General features: G+C 71.4%; 20 protein-coding genes. 8 read left to right on the top strand and 12 right to left on the bottom strand.

Annotated elements, in window-relative coordinates; genetic code table 11:
* Positions 1 to 82: 82 nt before the first annotated feature.
* On the top strand, positions 83 to 967 hold the full coding sequence (locus tag ACWCPN_RS02025) for an alpha/beta hydrolase family protein (RefSeq protein ID WP_451201831.1): 885 nt from the start codon (positions 83 to 85) through the stop codon (positions 965 to 967).
* A gap of 86 nt (positions 968 to 1,053) precedes the next feature.
* Positions 1,054 to 1,407 carry a DUF805 domain-containing protein gene (locus tag ACWCPN_RS02030; RefSeq protein WP_451201832.1) on the top strand — a complete coding sequence of 118 codons (354 nt, stop codon included), beginning with the start codon at positions 1,054 to 1,056 and terminating at the stop codon, positions 1,405 to 1,407.
* Positions 1,408 to 1,535: 128 nt separating this feature from the next.
* On the opposite strand, the gene ACWCPN_RS02035 is transcribed toward ACWCPN_RS02030, so the two are convergent.
* The 3 genes from ACWCPN_RS02035 to ACWCPN_RS02045 all read right to left on the bottom strand — a co-directional run bounded on the left by ACWCPN_RS02035 (position 1,536) and on the right by ACWCPN_RS02045 (position 5,456).
* Positions 1,536 to 4,193 carry an amino acid permease gene (locus ACWCPN_RS02035; RefSeq protein WP_451201834.1) on the bottom strand — a complete coding sequence of 886 codons (2,658 nt, stop codon included), beginning with the start codon at positions 4,191 to 4,193 and terminating at the stop codon, positions 1,536 to 1,538.
* Between the two features lie 114 nt (positions 4,194 to 4,307).
* Positions 4,308 to 4,583, bottom strand: a complete 276-nt coding sequence (locus ACWCPN_RS02040; RefSeq protein ID WP_199210516.1) for a hypothetical protein — start codon at positions 4,581 to 4,583, stop codon at positions 4,308 to 4,310.
* 87 nt (positions 4,584 to 4,670) lie between these two features.
* The gene (locus ACWCPN_RS02045) at positions 4,671 to 5,456 is read right to left on the bottom strand and encodes a hypothetical protein (RefSeq protein WP_451201835.1); all 786 of its coding nucleotides are present in this window, start codon (positions 5,454 to 5,456) and stop codon (positions 4,671 to 4,673) included.
* A 489-nt stretch (positions 5,457 to 5,945) separates the two neighbouring features.
* Between ACWCPN_RS02045 and ACWCPN_RS02050 the strand changes: the two genes are divergently transcribed.
* The 3 genes from ACWCPN_RS02050 (at position 5,946) to ACWCPN_RS02060 (ending at position 7,347) form a co-directional block, all read left to right on the top strand.
* Complete coding sequence (locus ACWCPN_RS02050; RefSeq protein ID WP_365123742.1) at positions 5,946 to 6,449, top strand: hypothetical protein; 504 nt, start codon at positions 5,946 to 5,948, stop codon at positions 6,447 to 6,449.
* Between the two features lie 203 nt (positions 6,450 to 6,652).
* Positions 6,653 to 6,937: a hypothetical protein gene (locus tag ACWCPN_RS02055; RefSeq protein WP_451201837.1), complete on the top strand. Its 285-nt coding sequence runs from the start codon at positions 6,653 to 6,655 to the stop codon at positions 6,935 to 6,937.
* 122 nt (positions 6,938 to 7,059) lie between these two features.
* Positions 7,060 to 7,347: a hypothetical protein gene (locus ACWCPN_RS02060; protein WP_365123745.1), complete on the top strand. Its 288-nt coding sequence runs from the start codon at positions 7,060 to 7,062 to the stop codon at positions 7,345 to 7,347.
* Between the two features lie 192 nt (positions 7,348 to 7,539).
* Here the strand turns inward: ACWCPN_RS02060 and ACWCPN_RS02065 are convergent, their stop codons facing one another.
* From ACWCPN_RS02065 to ACWCPN_RS02095, 7 genes are all read right to left on the bottom strand, one after another.
* Positions 7,540 to 7,884 (bottom strand): hypothetical protein, encoded by a 345-nt coding sequence (locus tag ACWCPN_RS02065; RefSeq protein ID WP_199210520.1) that lies wholly within the window; start codon positions 7,882 to 7,884, stop codon positions 7,540 to 7,542.
* A gap of 223 nt (positions 7,885 to 8,107) precedes the next feature.
* Positions 8,108 to 8,365 (bottom strand): hypothetical protein, encoded by a 258-nt coding sequence (locus tag ACWCPN_RS02070; RefSeq protein WP_451201839.1) that lies wholly within the window; start codon positions 8,363 to 8,365, stop codon positions 8,108 to 8,110.
* A gap of 176 nt (positions 8,366 to 8,541) precedes the next feature.
* Positions 8,542 to 8,886, bottom strand: a complete 345-nt coding sequence (locus ACWCPN_RS02075; RefSeq protein ID WP_451201841.1) for a hypothetical protein — start codon at positions 8,884 to 8,886, stop codon at positions 8,542 to 8,544.
* 55 nt (positions 8,887 to 8,941) lie between these two features.
* Positions 8,942 to 9,184 (bottom strand): hypothetical protein, encoded by a 243-nt coding sequence (locus ACWCPN_RS02080; protein ID WP_199210523.1) that lies wholly within the window; start codon positions 9,182 to 9,184, stop codon positions 8,942 to 8,944.
* Between the two features lie 198 nt (positions 9,185 to 9,382).
* The gene (locus ACWCPN_RS02085) at positions 9,383 to 10,795 is read right to left on the bottom strand and encodes a condensation domain-containing protein (protein WP_451201842.1); all 1,413 of its coding nucleotides are present in this window, start codon (positions 10,793 to 10,795) and stop codon (positions 9,383 to 9,385) included.
* Between the two features lie 211 nt (positions 10,796 to 11,006).
* Positions 11,007 to 11,549 carry a DoxX family protein gene (locus tag ACWCPN_RS02090; RefSeq protein WP_451201844.1) on the bottom strand — a complete coding sequence of 181 codons (543 nt, stop codon included), beginning with the start codon at positions 11,547 to 11,549 and terminating at the stop codon, positions 11,007 to 11,009.
* A gap of 222 nt (positions 11,550 to 11,771) precedes the next feature.
* Entirely contained in the window at positions 11,772 to 13,403 is a 1,632-nt protein-coding gene (locus ACWCPN_RS02095) for a serine hydrolase (RefSeq protein ID WP_451201845.1), read from the bottom strand.
* 397 nt (positions 13,404 to 13,800) lie between these two features.
* Here ACWCPN_RS02095 and ACWCPN_RS02100 point away from each other — a divergent pair, with 397 nt between their 5' ends.
* From ACWCPN_RS02100 to ACWCPN_RS02110, 3 genes are read left to right on the top strand one after another with little or no spacing between them, the layout of a single operon-like run.
* Positions 13,801 to 14,040 carry a ferredoxin gene (locus tag ACWCPN_RS02100; protein WP_451201846.1) on the top strand — a complete coding sequence of 80 codons (240 nt, stop codon included), beginning with the start codon at positions 13,801 to 13,803 and terminating at the stop codon, positions 14,038 to 14,040.
* Complete coding sequence (locus ACWCPN_RS02105; RefSeq protein WP_451201847.1) at positions 14,037 to 15,431, top strand: NAD(P)/FAD-dependent oxidoreductase; 1,395 nt, start codon at positions 14,037 to 14,039, stop codon at positions 15,429 to 15,431. Before ACWCPN_RS02100 ends, ACWCPN_RS02105 begins: the two co-directional genes overlap by 4 nt.
* 13 nt (positions 15,432 to 15,444) lie before the next feature.
* Positions 15,445 to 16,665: a cytochrome P450 gene (locus ACWCPN_RS02110; protein WP_451201848.1), complete on the top strand. Its 1,221-nt coding sequence runs from the start codon at positions 15,445 to 15,447 to the stop codon at positions 16,663 to 16,665.
* A gap of 120 nt (positions 16,666 to 16,785) precedes the next feature.
* Here ACWCPN_RS02110 and ACWCPN_RS02115 read toward each other — a convergent pair whose 3' ends face one another.
* Both ACWCPN_RS02115 and ACWCPN_RS02120 read right to left on the bottom strand, forming a co-directional pair.
* Positions 16,786 to 18,747, bottom strand: coding sequence for a TIGR03960 family B12-binding radical SAM protein (locus ACWCPN_RS02115; protein WP_451201850.1), 1,962 nt, complete (start codon positions 18,745 to 18,747; stop codon positions 16,786 to 16,788).
* Positions 18,748 to 18,817: 70 nt separating this feature from the next.
* Positions 18,818 to 20,317, bottom strand: coding sequence for a CYTH and CHAD domain-containing protein (locus ACWCPN_RS02120; protein ID WP_451201852.1), 1,500 nt, complete (start codon positions 20,315 to 20,317; stop codon positions 18,818 to 18,820).
* Between the last annotated feature and the right edge of the window lie 40 nt (positions 20,318 to 20,357).

The following is a 20,357-nucleotide window of genomic DNA, read 5'->3' on the forward strand; positions in this document are numbered from 1 at the left end:
TCGGGACCCGCGCCCCCTCCCCCATGGTCCCGTGGCCGGTCGCCCGCCGCTCGTCGTGCACGGCGGGCACGCGGCCCCTACCGTGAGAGGCGCGGTCGGGGACGTACGCGGGGGTGCCGTCACGGCCTGTCCGTACCTCGTCGGCCCGCCCGGCGCCACCGGTCCGCTGCCGACGCTGATCGCCAACAACGGCAGCGACGGACCGGTCAGTTCCGCCTGGGCGCTGCTGGGCGCGCCCGCGGTGGCCCGCGCTTACCGGGTCCTGCTCTTCGACGGGCCGGGGCAGCAGTCGACGCTCTTCGAACGCGGGACGACCTTCCGGCCGGACTGGGAGAACGTCGTCACCCCGGTCGTGGACTTCCTCCGCTCCCGCCCGGACGTCGACGCGCGGCGGAACGTCCTGGCCGGCATCAGCCAGGCCGGGTACTGGGTGCCGCGGGCCCTCGCCTTCGAGCACCGGATCGCCGCCGCGGTCGTCGACCCGGGCGTGGTCCGCGTGGTGGACAGCTGGTGGCACAACCTGGGCCCGGAACTGCGGGAGTTGTGGGAGTCCGGCGACCGCGAGGCCTTCGACGGCTTCCTCGGGGAGGGGCTGAGCCAGGACCCGGCGCTCGCCGCGACATGGCGCTGGCGGGCCAAGCCGTACGGCATCGAATCGCCGTCCGATCTGCTGGCGGAGGTCTCCCGGTACGACGTCGCGCCCGTCGCCGGCCGGATCACCACCCCGCTGCTGATCACCGACCCGGACGGCGAGCACTTCTGGCCCGGTGCCTCGCGGGAGTTGTTCGATCTGCTGCCCGGCCCGAAACACCTGGTGCGCTTCACCGAGGAGGAGGGTGCGCACCTGCACTGCGAGCCCCTGGGCCGGGCCCTGTTCGAACAGCGCGTCTTCGACTGGCTGGAGGCCCGTGTCGCCGCCGCCGGGACTCCCCTGTCACCGAACGACCACAGCCGGGTAACACATTGACCCGCCCACGCCAAAGACATGGTTTCCGGTCACCGTGACTGGTTCGATGGAGGGCCAACTGAGCTTTTTCACCTGGGGGGACAAACATGCACTGGTACATCGACGTCCTGAAGAAGTACGCCGTATTCAGCGGCCGCGCGCGGCGGCAGGAATACTGGATGTTCTTCCTGTTCAACATCATCATCAGCATCGTGCTGGCGATCGTCGACCAGGCCATCGGCTCGAGCGTCCTGGGCATCATCTACGCGCTCGCCACCCTGCTGCCCGGCCTGGGTGTCGCCGTCCGCCGGCTGCACGACACGGGCCGCTCGGGCTGGTGGATTCTGATCGCCCTCGTCCCGCTGGTCGGCACGATCATCCTGATCGTCTTCCTGGCCACCGAGGGCAAGCCGGAGACCAACCAGTACGGCCCGAACCCGAAGTACGCCCAGGCCGCCTGAGCGGACATCAGCCTGGACATGGCCCGCCGGATCCCTCCGGCGGGCCTTTCGCGCTGCCGTCCCGGTCCGAACGGCACGAGGCGCCCTCTCCGGTCGAGAAGCCGGCCGGCGGGGGCGCCCGGGGCCGCTCAGTCCCCCGGAACCCCGGGGGACTCGCCGTCCGGCGACGGCAGGTCCTGCTCGGTCCAGAGGGTCTTGCCGGTGGGGGTGTAGCGGGTGCCCCAGTGGTGGGTCATCTGGGCGATGATGAACAGGCCCCGGCCGCCCTCGTCGTCGCTCGCGGCGTGGCGCAGATTGGGGGTGGTGTGGCCGGTGTCGGAGACCTCGCAGATCAGCGTCCGGTCGCGGATCAGGCGCACCTGGATGGGGCCGCCGACGTAGCGGATGGCGTTGGTGACCAGTTCGCTGACGATGAGCTCGGTGGTGAACGCCAGGTCCTCCAGCCCCCAGTCCCGCAACTGCTTGCCGACGGCGGTGCGGATGCCGGCCACGCCGGCCGGATCGGGCGGCAGCTCCCACTGGGTGAACTGGCTCCGGTCGAGCAGCCGGGTGCGGACCACTAGCAGCGTGGCGTCCACGTCCACCGGCCCGGGCAGCAGGGCGGTCACCGCGCGGTCGCAGAGCTGGTCCAGGGACGTCCGGTCACCGGCGAGGACCCCGGAGAGCCGCGTGAGCCCGGCGGCCCGGCCGGAGGTGGCCTGCAGCAGGCCGTCCGTGCACAGGGCGACGACACTGCCCGGGGGCAGCCGCAGCTCCGCGCTCTGGTACGGCGCACCGCCGATGCCCAGCGGTGGTCCGGGGGGCAGCTCCGGACAGCTGACCGCGCCGGTGTGCGGGTCGACGACCGCCAGCACCGGATCCCCGGCGCGCGCCAGGCTGCATTGCCCGGACACCGGGTCGTACACCGCGTACAGGCAGGTCACGCCCCTGGCCTCGTCGGCGTGCGACTTCGGGGGGCTCGGGCCGCCGTGGCCGTTCCCGCGCTCGTACGCGGTCTGCTCGACCAGGTCGTCCAGGCGGGACAGCAGCTCGTCCGGGGTCAGGTCGAGACGGGCCAGGACGCGCACCCCCGTCCGTAGGCGGCCCATCGTGGCGGCGGCGCCCAGGCCGTGCCCGAGCACGTCCCCGACGACCAGGCCGACCCGGGTGCCCGACAGGGGGATCACGTCGTACCAGTCGCCGCCGATGCCTGACCCGTTGTCGGCGGGCAGGTAGCGGCTCGCCGAGTCCAGGGCGGTGTGCGGTGGCAGGCGGCGCGGCAGCAGGCTCCGCTGGAGCTTGAGGGCGACCCCGTGTCCGCGGGTGACCACCGGCATCAGCAGCAGACCGAGCAGCAGGGCGCCCAGACCGATGACGGTGACCCCGCCCGTGGGGCCGAAGAGCGGCAGGTCGACGCTGGTCGCGCCGTACCCGGGGGACGCGTAGACCCAGGTGGCGTAGAGGAACAGGGCGAGCATGATCAGGCCGCCCAGGCCCGGCAGCACGCCCTTGAAGACGAGGTCCTTGGTGCTCCGGTCCAGCATCTTGCGGTAGTACCAGAGGCAGGCGAAGCCGGTCAGGCCGTAGTGGAACGTGATCGCGAGGCCGACCGAGTCGATCGAGTCGGCCAGCACGTTCCCGCTGAAGGAGGTCAGCATCACGAGGAAGGCGATCGAGACCGCGCCCATCCCGACGGTCGACCAGGTGGGGGTGAGGAACCTGCGGTGCACCCGCGCGAACCGGGCGGGGACGGCCTTGTGGACCGCCATCGAGAAGACCGTCCGGGCCAGCGGCAGGATGGTGGTCTGGGTGGACGCCAGCGCCGAGGTCAGCACCATGAGGATCAGCAGTCTCGACAGCACGAGACCCGTGTCACCGCTGCCGAAGACGGCCTCTCCGAGCCCGGAGAAGACGTCGTCCGAGTTGTCGGCGTTCCCCAGCCCGACCCCCGAGCCGCTGGTCCCGGCGAACGCCTGCGCCGAGGTGGACACCAGCGCGTACAGGACCAGCAGCAGCACGGTGGACAGGACCGCCGCGCGGCCGGGGATCCGGGTGCTGTCGACCGTCTCCTCGTTGATCGACACGGCGGTGTCCCAGCCCCAGTAGATGAAGACCCCGGCGAGCAGACCCGAGGTGAGGGCCTTCACCGAGGACACCTCGAAGGGGTTGAACCAGGAGGCGGAGACGTGGATCGCGGTGGCCGGGGCGTCGGTGTAGGCCCTGACCAGCGCGGCGACGGCGAGGACGACGAGCATCCCGACTTCGAGACAGAGCAGCCAGCGCTGCACGGCGGCGGAGAACTCGATGCCGACGTAGCAGACCGTGGTCATCACCACGATCCAGACGACGCCGGCGACGGTGGTCCACAATCGGTCCTCGGCGAGCCCGTCCAGGCCCACCAGCCGGAAACTGTACGTGCCGGCGATCTCGGCGAGGCTCGCCATGACGATGACGTTGGCGACGACGATGCCCCAGCCGCCCATCCAGCCGGTGCGGGGGCCGAAGGCGCGGGTCGCCCAGGTGAAGGTCGTTCCGCAGTCGGCGTTGCTCGCGTTGAGTTCCCGGAAGGCGTAAGCGATCAGCAGCATCGGGACGAACGACAGCACGATGACGATCGGCGCCTGCAGGCCGACCGCCGCGACGATCAGGCCCAGTGTGGCGGCGAGGCTGTAGGCGGGGGCGGTGGAGGCAAGCCCGATGACCACCGAGGAGAACAGGCCCAGCGCGTCGTTCTTGAGCCCCTTGCGACCGGCGCCCGTCCCGGGAGCGGGGCGGTCGGCGGACTCCGCGCCGCCAAAATGCCACACACTCGATTCCAACGCCGGGCCACTCACCCCGCAACAGCGCGGGGCGTCCGCGAATCCGTGATTCGCGGACGCCCCGCGGGCGGCCCGGGCCGGTCCGCCGCTGACCTGGTCGGGTCAGAACGCCTGGTTGTTGCAGCCCATGTCCGAGCCGAGGTGGCTCTGCTGCGCCCCGGGGTTGCCCTCGCCGTTCAGCAGGTTGCCCGCGGCGCCGGTGAGGGCACCCACGCTGCCGAGCACCTCGATGTTCATGTCGTGCGAGCGGCACTCGACGCCCTGCGTGACGTCGATGTCGTGGCCGGGCTCGCCGTGTGCGAAGGCGGTGGTGGCGCCGAACGAGCCGACGGTGCCGAGCAGGGCGCCCACGAGGACCGCCTTGTGGAACGTGCGCATGGGTTCTCCGTTGTTGGGGGGTCGAAATCTGCGACGGTTACGGATCGGTGGATCGGGTGGTGACCGCGGGGCCCCGCGGCAGGGCGGTCAGCCGAGTCGGGGAAGCCCGAGCTGGCCGACCGGCGGGGCCGCGATCTGACCGAGGCCGACCGGAGACAGCCCCGGGGCGCTCGGGGGCGCGATGATCGGGTTGACGAGCGGGTTCACCTCAGGGTTGACCTGCGGGTTCACCTGGGGGGCGACATGCGCCGGGGGCTCCTGGCTGACGGCCGGGGGCATGGCCACCTGCGGCGCGACCTGCGGCATCACCTGGGGCATGACCTGCGGGACGACCTGCGCCGGCTGGGCCGGAGCGGGCTGCTGGTAAGGCGCCGGCTGCTGGTAGGGCTGCTGCTGGTACGGCGCCGGCTGCGCGTAGGGCTGCTGCGGGTACTGCTGCTGCGCGTACGGCGCCGCGGTGGCCTGGGCCGAGCCGTGCGACACGGCCGACGCCGAGGCGTAGCCGGTCTGCGGAGCCTGCTGCGGGGCCGGGGCCGGCGCGTAGACCTGGGGGGCCTGCTGCGGTGCGGGGGCCGGCGCGTAGGCCGGGGGCGCCTGCTGCGGCGCCGGGGCCGGGGCGTAGGCCTGCGGGGCCGGCGCGTAGGCCTGGGGGGCCTGCTGCGGCGCCGGAGCCGGTGCCGGCGCGTAGGCCTGCGGCGCCTGCTGTGGAGCGGGGGCCGGGGCATAGGCCTGCGGGGCCTGCTGATCGGGACTCGGCGCCGGAGCGGCGCTGCCCTGCCCGACTGGGGAATCGGCATGGCTGACGCCCACGCCGATGACGGACAGACCGCCGGCCGCCGCTACAACGAGCGCGGCCTTGTGAAGCTTGCGCATGAAACCCTCGGCCCTTCGATACCTGAAAAGGGAAAGCAATTGCGTTCGGTGCCGTCCCGCGTGAAATCGGTGCGATATTCACACCGCACCGTCAGCAGCATTACTTCTGACCGGCACACGGACGTCGTGTGGGAGCGGGCAGCGAAATTCCTCGCCCTTCGAGTCCACGAGTCCACGTCGCTGCCTTCTCCCCGTCGGAACGAGGATTTCCGCGCCGTGGTCACGGCGTCCGAAGGCCTGTCACCCGTTTGCCACATCCCCGGACGCGGAATTACGGCATATGCCGGTCCATCGCCTTTGCGTCGAATGGGTGACCCCGCGCCGGCGGCCGTATCCGCCGCCTTCGTCGTCTCGTTCCCCACGGGCCGGACGCGACGGTCCACCACAGCCGTCGCGCCGCACCGGGCGGCGGGACAGCGAAGGCCGTGCGCCGCCCCGTCACGTTCCACCAGGTTCCGCGCACAGGTCAACGAAGGGCCGAGGATTTCCATGCGCAAGCTTCAGCACGTCGCGCTCGTCATCGCAGCTGCGGGCGGTCTGTCCGCCGTCGGCGCCGGCCCGAGCTCCGCCGCCCCCGTCGCCTACAACGGGACCGTTCCGCCACCCGTCTCACAGCCGGACGCCCAGGCCGCCTCGGCCACCTCGTCCCAGGCGACCGCGCAGACCTACGGCTCGCCGGCCCAGCGCCAGGAGGCGGCCCCGCAGCGCGGCACCGAGGTCGCCCCGCAGGTCAACCCCCAGCTGAACCCCCAGATCAGTCCCCAGATCTCGCCCCAGGCACAGCAGGCCCCGCAGGGCGCCCCGCAGACGGTCAACCAGGGCGGCGCGGTGAGCCAGAGCAACCTGTTCCGTCCGTACCAGGAGTGCAGCCCGCAGAACCTGCTCGACGCGAACGTGCCGGTCGCCCTGCTCGCCGCCGCGCAGACCCGGGGTGTGGACTGCACCCAGGCCAACAGCCAGTCGAACTCCCTGGCCAGCGCCCAGCAGTACTGACGTCGGGACGCCGGCGCGCCGCCTGGGTCCACACGCCCCGGTTTCCGACGGTCCGTCATATCCGATGCGGAATAAGGGTTTTTCCAGCGTGCGACCAGCAGAGCGGCGCGTCGTCGCCCGTTTTGGGATATTTCGCACTAATCTCCCGTAACTGTAAAACGTCGATCTGCCACAGATCGCACCCCCACTCCACCGGAGATGACATGCGCAAGCTTCGTAATGCCGCCGTCCTGGTCGCCGCCATCGGCAGCATCGGACTCGTCGGCGGCACGGCCCAGGCCGCGGGCGGCCACGGCGGCGAGCACGGTGACAAGTTCAACATCACGCAGAGCTCGAACTGCAAGTCGCACGACCTGAACCTCGACCTCCTCGGCGAGGTCGGCCTGCTCGACGGCCTGCTGGGCAACGGCCTGAACGGCGAGGGCAGCCCGGGCGCCCAGAACACCCACATCGGCTCGACCATGGGCTGCAACAACAGCGCCTTCTGAGCCCCGGTCCGGCGCACCGACGCCGGAGTGTGAACGGTCCCGGCACCGCGGCCACGCGCCCGGTGCCGGGACCGATGACGTTCCCCACGAACCTCACCCCCTCTCACGCATCGGGAGATCACATGCGCAAGCTCCGCACGACCGCCCTCCTCATCGCCACCATCGCCGGCACCGCCTTCCTCGGCGCCGGTGCCGCCCACGCCGGTGAGGGCTGGGGCGGCAAGAGCGGCGACGAGTTCAACATCCAGCAGAGCAGCACCTGCACCTCGCACGACCTCAACGCCGACATCCTCGGCGAGGTCGGCATCGCCAACGGCCTGGGCGGCAACCTGCTGAACGGCGAGGGCAACCCGGGTGCGCAGGCCACCGAGATCGGCTCGACCATGGGCTGCAACAACTCCGCCTTCTGAGCCCGGCTCCGGCGTACCGACGCCACGGAGCGAATGGTCCCGGCACCGCGGCCCACGCTGCGCGCCGGGACCATCGGCGTTCCCCCCGGTACCGGCCGCCGACAGGCCGAACGGCAAGCCCCGGTGTCCCGACCCGCGATCGGGACACCGGGGCTTGCCGTTCACCCCGCGCACGCTCCGTGCCGACGGCGTTCAGAAGTCGAAATGCGGCTTCTTGAAGCCCTTGGGGAGCTTCGCCGTGTTGGAGCAGTCCACGACCTGCCCGGTGCTCGCGGACTCCTCGCCGGTGGCCTCGTCCCCCGAGAAGATCACGTTCGGGCGGTCGACCGTCGAGCAGTCCTGCTTCTGCTGGATGACGTGCGTGCCGTCCTTGTCGACACGGGAATCGTTCTTCTGGACGCACACGGTGCCACCCTGCGCGGTGCTCTGGCAGCCGCCGGGAAGCCCGGCGGCGTGCGCCTGGCCGGCGCCGAGGCAGAGCGCGGCAAGACTTCCCGCGAGCCCCGAGGCGGTTGCGATCTTCCTTGCACTGAACATGTGTTGTGTCTCCTCTCTCATGACGACAGCCCGGACGCCTGCGCCTGCGACTGGCGCGCACCCGGGCCGGCAAATCTGAACAGCGCCTTCGGCGGCCGGACTTGGTGCCCGGCGCGACCGAGGGCGGGATGACCGCAGCCCGGGCGCGTGCCGTTACGGCCGGCGCGCACCCGGGCTGCCTTCGCCGCGGTGTCACGAGGACACCGCTCGACGCGGTACGTCGTTACTGGTCCTCGCCGTGCTCGCCGTAACCCTGCTCGGGCTCGGAGTTCTTCTCCTCCTCCTGCGGCTGGCCCTGCGGCTGCTCCTCCTGCGGCTGGGCCTGCGGCTGCTCCTCCGGCTGGCCCTGCGGCTGGACGTAGTAGCCACCGCCGACGGCGACGGCGTTGGCCGACGAGTTGGCCACGGCGCTGATCGCCGGAGGCGCGTCGTTCTCGCCCGCGAAGCTGGCCCCGGCCCCGAGGACGGACAGTCCGGCCACCGCCGCCGCTACGATTGCAGCTCGCTGAAACTTGCGCATGGATTGACCCTTTCTTACCCGGACGGAACGCCCGGATCGACTACGTGGTGTGAGGATATACACACTCTACGTAGTTGCCGAGGATCTACACTCCCCATGTCGCATCCGCAACTCGAGCGGCGGCGGCCTCCCGGCACTCAGGACATCAGGCCGAACAACCCCTTCTCCCCGTCGCCCTCTTCGGGCGCGACGCCCATCGTCGTGGGAGCACAGGTGATCTCGGGTCCGACCCGGGTCACCCCGGTGCCGAGAGCGGCGGGCAGCCGCACGGGCTGCACCGGCGCGCAGGTCTCCTGGTGGGGCATGACGCCGTCCTCGGGCACCTCGCCCGTGATCCGCTGCGAACAGCTGATGTTGCCCTGGAGGTCGGGCAAACAGGGCGCCGGACCCGCCGCGGCGAACGCCGGAGTGACGCCGGCGCAGGCCACCGCGAGGCCGCCGACGAACCCCGAGACAGCCGCGATCTTCATCCTGCTGAACATGTGTTGCGTCCTTCTCTGCAGGGGGCGCCCGGGAACCGGCCGCACCGGACCGGACTCAGCCGTTGAACGCGGTGTTGTACTGGCCACAGGTGGTGTCGAGGGTGCCGGCGATCCCGAGCACACCGACAGGGATGCTGTTCTCGGCCACCGTCTGGGGGCTGCACTCCTGGTACGGGCGGTAGGAGTCGGACACCTTCGGTCCGTTGTCGGAGGTGTCGGCGACCGCCGTGCCGACGCCGATGGCGGACAGGCCACCGGCCGCCACTGCTGCGATCACGACCTGCTGAAACTTGCGCATGGAACCCTCGGTCCTTTGCCTGAACAACGAAATTGATTGCCTAGCGTGACTGGCCAGACACTAGCAGTAGCGGTGTGCGACATTCCACATCGCCGGTCCGGCCGGGGCCGGATAGCCCCGCAGAGGTCACCGCGAGGACGCCAATTGACCTCACGGGGCGCCGGGTTGCCGAACTCGGGTGCGGTCGACGGAAGTTCGTCAGAGGAAGGCCGGCTCCGCGACCCGCAGACGCCGGTGCGCGGGCACGGACAGGATCAGGTCCCGCAGCGCCTCCACATACAGCCGGACGTTCTTGTAGGCGACCTCGGTGTCCGGGTAGCGGCAGGCGAACCACAGGCCCTCGTGCAGGCGGTTGACCCAGGCGCACACCTGGTCGCCGTACGACACCCGGATCAGCCCGTACGCGTTCTGCTCGGCCCAGTGGTCCGAGCCCGGTGTGGGCCGGGCGTCCACGTACGAGACGATCGAGTACATGTCGGGCGAGGTCGGCCGGAAGTCCGCGCCCAGCAGGCGCAGTACGCGGGCCAGCGGGATGCGCGCCAGCGACCGGTTGGCCCGCAGTTCGGCGCGGACCGTGGCGAGCGCGCCGTCGAGGTCCCGTGCCGCGGGCACCTCGATCGGGGCGCCGCCCACGTACCAGCCGACGGAGTCCGACCACGCGGACTTCAGCCGGGTGTGGAACGGTACGACCGTGCGGTAGACCGGCTGCCCGCCCAGCTCGTGGACGATCAGACTCGTCGCGGCCAGGACGCCCACCAGGCTGCCGCCGTAGGGCCTGCAGTAGTCCTCGAACGCGGCGGCGGCGTCCGCGTCGACGAGGGGCTCGCACACCAGCTTCTGGGTGGGCAGCGGGTCACCGGGCCGCAGGCCGAGGTCGACGGGGAACTCCGGGAGCCGCCCGTCGCACCGGCCGATGAACTCCCGCCAGCGGTCGACGATCGCGTGGGTGTCGTCGATCCCGTCCGCGCTCGTCCGCTCCTGCTCGCAGAAGTCGACGTAGCTACCCGGGGGCGTGCCGGCGGCGGGCCGCCCCGTGACGTCCGCGGTGTACAACTCGCGGATCTCGCCGGGGATGCGCTGGAGCGAGTAGGCGTCGACGTTGGTATGGTCGAAGGCCATGTACACGCTGGTGGAGTCCTCCCGGACGACCGCCGCGTAGATGAGGTTCGGCCAGCCGAGCGCGTCGGCCGCCACGTCGAATCGGTCCTGCAGGTACCGGACGAGGGCATTGGTGTCGGCGAAGTCGCCCACCACCTGGCGGTGCAGGGACACGTCGTCCTCGTCGAGGGTGAAACGGTGCATCTCCTCGTCGGCCCAGCGGAATCCGCTGCGCAGTGTCTCGTGACGCAACGTCCAGCGGCGCAGCGCCCGTTCCAGCGCGTCGAGGTCGGCCGGCCCCGGCAGGTCGAACGCGGTGCCCAGCCAGGTCGGTACGAACAGTCCGTCCTCCCGCACCGATCGGGCCGTCCGGATGTGCGACTCCTGGATGTACGCCGGCGGTCGCGGGTCCGGCGGCAGCACCGCCGCGGCCTCGACGGTCGCAGGGCTGAACGTCCACTCGACGAGTCGTCCGGGCCGGACGTCGCAGCGCTGGATGTCAGAAATTCGCACGGTGGCGTCTCCTTCGCAGAAGACACCAGCTTGATGAAGGGGGAGCCACGCGCGAGCGGCGGCCGCCGTGTCGCCGTCATTTCAGCGGGACGTGTGACGCGTCGAACGGCGAAGCGATCATGCGGAGTTCACTCTCCGCCGCAGGTGGCCGGTCGTGGCCCGAGGGCCGGAGCGCGCCGCCGTGTGCCGGGGGCGGAGGGGCCGGCGCGGTTCACAGGCTCAGCGTGATCGCGGCGCCGAGGCCGCCCAGGCCGAGGGCGAAGGCCGCCTCCTTCCAGCCGCCCCCTCCCCAGCGAAAGAGGCGGTCGGCCGCCAGCCGGCCGGGACCGATGGCGGCCACGCCCAGGGCGACGACCGCGATGCAGACGCTGTACTCCACACCGCCGTCCGCCTCCCACAGGCCGTGCGCGCCGGTCACCGTGACCATCGCGTTGATCATGACGCCGATCAGGGCGGCGGCGGCCAGCGGTGTCAGCAGCCCGACAGCCAGACCGAGGCCGCCGAGGAACTCGGACAGACCTCCGATCACGGCGTAGAGCCTGCCCGGGCGGTAGCCCAGGCCCGCGAAGCCCCTGCCGGTCGCGGTGAGACCCGGGCCGCCGAAGAGCCCGAAGAGTTTCTGGGCCCCGTGGGCTGCCATCAGCAGGCCGAAGGCCAGTCTGATGAGCAGCAGGCCGGCATCGGCGGCGGTGACGGGACGCGCCGCCGCCTCCTCGGAACGATCAGGGCGGTTCAGTATGTGCTTGGTCAACATGGCAGTGCTCCGGTCGGAACGCCGGAACGGGCGTCTTCCCCCAGCTCGGCCGGACACCGAGCAACCGGTGACAGGGGGTCTCCGCGGGGCGGAGCACGCTCCCCCACACGATCCTTGCGCCGTGAGCGGCGTCGGGCATCCGGGCGGCGGCTCGGGGACGGCCCGGAGCCCGGCCTCGCACCAGCGGGGCGGGAAGCCGGTACGCGCGGTGCGGCCCGCCGGTCAGCGGCGGAAGGTGCCCAGTCCGTCTGCGTCGAGGTGCTCGACGGTGACGCTCGTGGCCCTGCCGGAACCGGTGTGGAACGTGACGCCGGACAGGCCGGCGGCGTTCTCGCCCCGGGTCAGGTAGCTGAAGGTGTCACCGGTGTAGTGCTTCAGGGGGAACGACATCCCGCGCGGGCCCAGCGTCATGCTCAGCCCGCCCCTGCCGTCGCCGGTGACGGTGACGGGTCCGTAGTAGTCGTTCGCGTAGGTGCCCGTGTAGGTACCGGCGGCCTTGGCCGGCTTCGCGTCGGCGGGCGGCTCGGCGTAGTCGGTCGGGGAGACGCCGGTGTAGGCGGCGGCCCGCACCACCTTCCCGTAGAAGTCCAGCCAGTCGACCGTCTGCCTGCCGTTCTGGGCGATGTCGAAGAACGCGGCGGCCACCGCCTCGGGCACACCGATGGGCTGGCCGTTCGTCAGCACCACGATGCCGAGCCGTTCGCCCGGCAGCAGGGTGACCTCGGTCGCGGCGCCGAGGTCGAAGGCGCCGGAATGGTTCAGGCGCAGCCGTCCGCGCTCGTCGTACCCGACGTTCCAGCCGAGCCCGTAGAAGCCCGGCTCACCGGCCGGCGCGAGGGGGTCCATGGCGACGGAGTGCGGGATGCGGGTCCGGTCCAGGGCTGCCGGGTCGATCTGCCGCCTCCCTCCGTACGCGCCGTTGTCCAGTTGCAGGCGCATCCACTTGGTGAGGTCGTCGACATTCGAACTCGCACCGCCCGCGGGTGCCTGGCTGTCGGCGTTCTCGGTGGTGGATGGCTTCCAGCGGCCGTCGGCCTCGACGTGGGCGGACGCCTTGTCGGCGGCCTTGTCGTAGTCGGCGCGCTCGTAGCTGGAGTGGTCCATGCCCAGGGGCTTGAACAGCGTGTCCGCCGCCAGCCGCGGCCAGCTCCTCCCCGCCACGTCGGCCACCGCCACCCCAGCCGCGGTGAAGCCGTAGTTGGTGTAGGCGTAGCTCGCGCGGAACGGGGTCAGCGGCTCCAGCCGCAGGTGCCCCAGGATGTAGTCGCGTGAGTAGCCCAGGTCCTCCAGCAGGTCACCGGCGTGGTCGGGCAGTCCGCTGCGGTGCGAGAACAGGTCCGCGACCGTCACGTTCGCCGTCACGTACGGGTTCTTGAGGGCGAAGCCCGGATCGTGGACGGCCATCCGGTCGTCCCAGCCGACGATCTTGCGGCCCACGGCCCCGGAGACGACGGTGGACGCCAGCGGCTTCGACAACGAGGCGAGCTGGAAGACCGTCGCGGGACCGACCTTCTCGCTCCGGCCCAGCTCACGGACGCCGAAGCCCTTCGCGTACACGACCTCGTCCCGGTGGACCACGCCCACGGCGACCCCCGGCACCCCCGTCTTCCGCATCGCGTCCCGCACCAGGCCGTCGAGCCGGCCCACCGCCGTGTCCACCTGCGCCCGGGTCAACTGGGGTGGCGGTTGCTTCGGCGGCGTCGGGGCGAGCGACGCGTCGGCGGAGGGACTGGAGGTGGCCGCGTCGACTGCGGTGCAACCCGGCAGGGCGGCCGCGAGCGCACCCAGGTACACCGCCGCGGCGCCCACCCGGGACCGCCGCCACAGCGTTCTTCCGCGACTCCGATGCGCCATGATCCAGCTACCTCGCACTCGCCCGCCCTCAGGGGCACGCCCGGCACCCGTTCCATACTCGCCACGGCGGCCGGCCACGGCACCCGGACGTCGCCGAGCGGGTGAGGAACGCGAACCCGCGAGTCAACTCCCGGCCCGGTGTGCGGGTGAAATGTGCTGGGGCTAGGCTTTTTCTCAACGGCAGGGCCAGGTTCTCCGGGCGGTCTCACAGGCGCCGTTCCCCCTGTTCACGACGATCAGTTCCTGCTGCAGAGACCCGACGGGCGCGGTGCGCCCCCTCGCGGTTCGCGGGGCGGCCGAGCGCCGCGTCCACTCGTCGATGTCTGTCCCGCGCTGTGCGTGCCGCGGTGGAGCCGGCTTCCAGGGTCCGCAGTCCGAAGTCCCTGTGGAGGTCGGGATGAGAGTTGTCGTTGATCTTTCCCGGTGCCAGGGGTACGCGCAGTGCGCGTTCCTGGCTCCGGACGCGTTCCGGATGCACGGCGAAGAAGCGCTGATGTACGACCCGCGGCCCGACGACGCCCGCCGTGAACAGGTGCTGCGCGCCGCGGCGGCCTGTCCGGTCCAGGCGATCCTGGTCGACCGGCTGGAGGGACGGCGCGAGGGCCGGGACGTACCGGTGGAGGCGTCGGCATCATGACCAGCGCCGACACCCTGCGAGCGTTCAGGCGTGACGGCCGCATCGTGGTCGTCGGCGCGTCACTGGCGGGCCTGCGGGCCGCGGAGACCCTGCGGGACGAGGGTTTCACCGGCTCGCTGACCATGATCGGGGACGAGCGGGGCGAGCCCTACGACCGCCCGCCGCTGTCCAAGCAGGTACTGAGCGGGTGGGTCCCGGCCGAAAACACCACGCTCCCCCGACGCCGCGACGTCGACGCCGAGTGGCTGCTGGGCGTGCCCGCGAGCGGGCTGGACCTGGCGGCCAACCACGTGTGTCTCGCCGACGGACGTGAGATCCCCTTCGACCGGGTGCTGATCTCCACCGGTGTGCGGGCCCGGCCCTGGTTCGTCGAGAGCGAGGCGGCCCTCGACGGCGTGTTCGTCCTGCGCACCCGCGAGCACGCCGAAGGCCTGCGGCAGGCGCTCGCCGCAGGTCCGTCCCGCGTGCTGGTCATCGGTGCCGGATTCACCGGTTCCGAGATCGCCTCCATCTGCCGTGAGCGGGACATACCGGTGACCGTCGCCGAGCTCGCGCCGTCCCCCCTCGTCGGGGCGCTCGGCGCCATGATCGGTGAGGTCGCGGCGGACATGCAGCGCGCCCACGGCGTGGATCTGCGCTGCGGGGTCAAGGTCACCCGGCTGGAGGGCGACGCGCAAGGGCACTTCCGCCGGGCCCACTTCGACGACGGCGGTACGGTCGACGCCGACGTGGCCGTGGTGGCGCTCGGCGGCATCCGCAACACCGAGTGGCTGCGGGGCTCCGGGCTGGCCGCCGGTGTCTGGGGCATCGCCTGCGACACGGGCTGCCGCGCCCTCACCCTGGACGGGCTGATCACCGACGACATCTTCGCCGCCGGAGACGTGGCACGCTGCCCGAATCCGGTCTACGAGTACCGGCTGATCTCGCTGGAGCACTGGGCCAACGCCGTGGAACAGGCCGAGGTCGCGGCACACAACATGGTCAGCGGCCAGGCGGACCGCTGGCCCCACCTGACCCTGCCGGTGTTCTGGTCGATCCAGTTCGGCGTCAACATCAAGTCCGTCGGCGTACCGACCTTCGCCGACGAGGTCGTCGTCGCCCAGGGGTCGGTCGCCGACCGCCGTTTCGTCGCCGCGTACGGCTACCGGGGCCGCGTCACCGCGGCGGTCACCTTCAACAACGCGAAGTGGATCGACCACTACCGGCGGCTGATCGAGACGGCCGCTCCGTTCCCGCCGCCGGGCTCCACGCCCGACCAGCCCCTCGACATGAAGCCCGTACCCGTCGACTTCCCCGGACCCCAACTGCTCGCCCAGGGCGCCACCGTGGTCGTGACCGGTCACGACCCCGGCGAGCGGCGCGTCACGGCCGCGCAGCAGCACCACCGGTAGGAGGGAGAGCGCGATGACGACGACCGAGATGCCCGACACCCTCCACCGCATACTCGACTACTCCTCCCGGCCCGACCCGTACCCGCTGTACGCCGAACTGCGCCGGACCCCGGTGGCCCGGCAGGAGGACGGCAGCTACGTCGTCAGCACCTACCGCGAGATCGCGGACCTGCTGCACGACCCGCATCTGAGTTCCGACGTCCGCAATCTGACCCACCCGATGCCCTCGGCCGAGGGATCCACCACGCCGGCGTTCATCAACATGGACCCGCCCGAGCACGATCGTCTGCGGCGCATGGCGATGCGCCACTTCGGGCCCCCGCACACCCCCGGGCTGGTGGCCGGCCTGGACTCGGACCTGTCCGCCGTCGTCACCGGGCTGATCGACGACTGCGCGGACAAGGAGGAGATCGACATCGTCGACGACTTCGCCTACCCGTTCCCCGTCACGGTGATCTGCCACCTGCTCGGCGTGCCGCGCGAGGACGAGCCGAGGTTCCACCTGTGGGTGAACGACATCATCGACGCGATCGCCTACGACCCGAAGACCGACCCGAAGGAGAAGCTGGAGAAGGGTCTGCGGGCCCGTCAGGACCTGCGCCAGTATCTCGGCGGCCTGCTGGAGCAGCGCCACGGCCGGCCGGGAGACGACCTGCTGGCCCGGCTGGCCAACGACGACGGCCCGGACGGGCGGATGACCGACGAGGAGATCGTGGCCACCGCCAACCTGCTGCTGATCGCCGGCCACGAGACCACCGTCAACCTCATCACCAACGGCATGCTCACCCTGCTGCGCCACCCGGAGGTGCTGCGGCGGCTGCGCGACGACCCGGACCTCGTCGTACCGCTGGTGGAGGAACTGCTGCGCTACGAGCCCCCGGTGCACATCATTCCGTGGCGGGCGGCGTACAGCGACATCACCGTCGCGGACACCGTCATCCCCAAGGGCTCCCAGATCATGCTCATGCTGGCCTCGGGCAGCCGTGACCCGGACCGCTTCCACGATCCCGACCGCTTCGACCCCGACCGCCGGGACAACCAGCACCTGGGCTTCGGCAGCGGCATCCACCTGTGCTTCGGCGGCCCGCTGGCCCGGCGGGAGACCCAGATCGCGCTGACCGAACTGGTCCGCCGCCTCGACCGGCCGAGCCTGGTCACCGACCCGCCGCCGTACCGCCGCAGCCCCATCCTGCGCGGCCCGATCCACCTGCGCGTGGCGCAGGGCGGCGGCTGAGGAGAGAGACGGGCGCACACGGCCGAGCCCCCTCCCGGTCGGGGAGGGGGCTCGTCGGGTCACGCCGTCCGGCGGAGGCCGGGAGCGGCACGTCCCCCGTCCTCGCCCGGTGCGCGCGACTCAGTGCGTGTGACCGCCGGCAGCCGGCGCCGGACCCGCGTTCTTGACCGTCAGGGGCAGCAGCTTCTTGCCGGTCGGGCCGATCTGGATGGAGGTGTCCATCTGGGGGCAGACGCCGCAGTCGAAGCAGGGCGTCCAGCGGCAGTCCTCGACCTCGGTCTCGTCGAGGGCGTCCTGCCAGTCCTCCCAGAGCCAGTCCTTGTCCAGGCCGGAGTCGAGGTGGTCCCAGGGCAGGACCTCCTCGTAGGTGCGCTCGCGGGTGGTGTACCAGTCGACGTCCACGCCGAAGGTGGCGAGGGCCTTGTCCGCGCACGCCATCCAGCGGTCGTAGGAGAAGTGCTCGCGCCAGCCGTCGAAGCGGCCGCCGTCCTCGTAGACCGCGCGGATGACGGCGCCGATGCGTCGGTCACCGCGGGAGAGCAGGCCCTCGACGATGCCGGGCTTGCCGTCGTGGTAGCGGAAGCCGATCGAGCGGCCGTACTTCTTGTCGCCGCGGATCTTGTCGCGGAGCTTCTCGAGGCGGGCGTCGGTCTCCTCGGCGGAGAGCTGGGGCGCCCACTGGAAGGGGGTGTGGGGCTTCGGGACGAAACCGCCGATCGAGACCGTGCAGCGGATGTCGTTCGACCGGGAGACCTCGCGGCCCTTCTGGATCACGTGGGTCGCCATGTCGGCGATCTGCAGGACGTCCTCGTCGGTCTCCGTCGGCAGGCCGCACATGAAGTACAGCTTCACCTGGCGCCAGCCGTTGCCGTAGGCCGTGGAGACGGTCCTGATCAGGTCCTCTTCCGAGACCATCTTGTTGATGACCTTGCGGATGCGCTCCGAGCCACCCTCGGGGGCGAAGGTGAGGCCGGAGCGGCGGCCGTTGCGCGTCAGTTCGTTCGCCAGGTCGATGTTGAAGGCGTCGACGCGGGTGGAGGGCAGCGACAGGCCGATCTTGTCCTCCTCGTACCGGTCGGCCAGGCCCCGCGCGATGTCACCGATCTCCGAGTGGTCCGCCGAGGACAGGGAGAGGAGGCCGACCTCCTCGAAGCCCGTCGCCTTGAGGCCCTTGTCCACCATGTCGCCGATGCCGGTGATCGAACGCTCGCGCACCGGGCGGGTGATCATGCCGGCCTGGCAGAAGCGGCAGCCGCGGGTGCAGCCGCGGAAGATCTCGACCGACATCCGCTCGTGGACCGTCTCGGCGAGCGGGACCAGGGGCTGCTTGGGGTAGGGCCACTCGTCCAGGTCCATGACCGTGTGCTTGGAGACACGCCACGGGACGCCGGACCGGTTGGGCACGACACGGCCGATACGGCCGTCGGGGAGGTACTCCACGTCGTAGAACGCGGGGATGTAGACGCCACCCGTCTTCGCCAGGCGGAGGAGGACCTCCTCACGGCCGCCGGGGCGGCCCTCCGCCTTCCACTCGCGGATGATGCGGGTCATGTCGAGAACGGCCTGCTCGCCGTCGCCGATGATCGCCGCGTCGATGAAGTCGGCGATCGGCTCGGGGTTGAACGCCGCGTGGCCGCCGGCCAGGACGATCGGGTCGTCCAGCCCCCGGTCCTTCGACTCCAGGGGGATCCCGGCGAGGTCGAGCGCCGTGAGCATGTTCGTGTAGCCCAGCTCCGTGGAGAAGCTGAGGCCGAACACGTCGAACGACTTCACCGGGCGGTGGGTGTCCACGGTGAACTGCGGGACGCCGTGCTCCCGCATCAGCGCCTCGAGGTCCGGCCACACGCTGTAGGTGCGTTCGGCGAGGACGCCCTCCTGCTCGTTGAGTACCTCGTAGAGGATCATGACGCCCTGGTTGGGCAGTCCGACCTCGTAGGCGTCCGGGTACATGAGCGCCCAGCGGACATCGCACTCGTCCCAGTTCTTGACGGTGGAGTTGAGCTCTCCGCCGACGTACTGGATCGGCTTCTGCACGTGGGGGAGCAGAGCTTCGAGCTGCGGGAAAACCGACTCGACAGGCATCTCGCGAACCTTCATGAGCTGACAGGGGTGACCATTCAGCGTAACCCGCCCGGAGGGCTCCCCCGTACGCTCAGACGGACGCCCCCGATTTGATCTTCGCCCACAGGCCCGGCAGCTCGGCCTCCGCCGCCGCCGCGCGCCGCTCCTCCCGGCCGTACAGCAGCCCGTAGGTGAAGGTGCTCTCCCCCGCCGCGTGGGCGACCGCGGCGAACTCGCGCAGGGCGTGGCGGGCCATGACGCTGTCCTGGTGGTCGCCCAGCAGGGAGGTGAGGGACTTCATCGACTTGGCCAGGGAGCCGGCCGGGGCGCCGAGGGCGGGGACGGCGGCCTCGGCGGCGTAGCGGGTGCGTTTGGCCTTCTTGCGGGCCTCGTGCAGGGCGACGTCGCGTTCCTGGCCGGGCGGCAGGTCGAGCGCGTGGGTGATCAGGCGGGTGACCTTGGCGAGATCCTTGCGCACGGCCTTGGCGATCACCTTCGCGGGCTTCCCGGCGGCCTTCCCGCGCAGTGGCGGGTCGGCGAGGAGCGCGTCGAGGGTGTCGAGCAGGGCCTGGTGGCGGGCGGAGTCGAGGACGGCGATGAGGTGGCCGCGGGTGCTGCCGTGCCGTGCGTCGGCCCAGGAGGCGACCCGCCGGGACACGGGGCCGAGGACCAGCTCGGAGGGGAGTTCGTCCAGGGCGGTGGTGAGGCGCTCCGCCAGTACCTCCTGGTCGCGGTCGGCGCCCAGCTCGCCCGCCAGCCATTTCAGCTCGGCGGCGACCGGGGTGGTGACGGCGGGGTCGAGGACCGTGCCGAAAGTGCGGAAGGTGCTGCGCATACGGCGGGTCGCGACCCGCATCCGGTGCACGGAGTCCGGGATGTCCCGGCGGACGGCCGGGTCGCGGTCGAGGATCTCGTCGCGCTGTTCGCGCAGGTAGGCGAGGACGTGGTCGCCGGCGGTCACGGGCGGTGCGGGCTTGGCGGACCGGGTGCGGGTGCCGCCGGTCCGCTCCAGCGCCCGGGCCAGCTTGGACGGTGCGGCGGACGGCCGTACGCCCGCCTTGCGCAGACGTTTGTCCACCTTGTCGAGGAGGGCCGGGTCGGCGTCGTCGGCCAGTTCCACCTCGATCTCGGTCCACCGGGTGGTGCCGCCGGCCCGGTTGAGCCGTTCGGCGGTGACCGTGTCGACGCTGGCCTCGGCGAGCAGGGTGCCGTCGGCGTCGACCAGGTGGCTCACGTCGCGGGCGGAGCGGAGCCGGACGACGGGGACCAGTTCGGCGCCGCGGACCCGGGAGCGGACCAGGGCGGCCAGTTCCTCGGGGACGGTGTCGGACAGCGGTGCCCTGATCTCGTCGCGGACGCCGGGGGCGACCGGGAATTTCAGGTGCCAGCCGTCGTCCGAGCCGCCGGTGCGGCGGCGCAGGGTGAGGGAGGCGGCGGCCAGGCGTTCGTCGGCGGTGTCGTAGTAGGTGGCGTCCAGCTCGACCACGCCCATGTCGAGGACGCCCGCCACCTTGCCGGCGCCCGTCAGGTCGGGCAGCCCGCTCTCATCGGATTCGTACTTGCGCTCGATCTCGCGTTTCGTATCCGCCATGAACAGAATCTAGCCGCGATACGCCTGCTCAGTCCCCTTT

It is taken from the genome of Streptomyces sp. NPDC002386 (assembly GCF_053593175.1).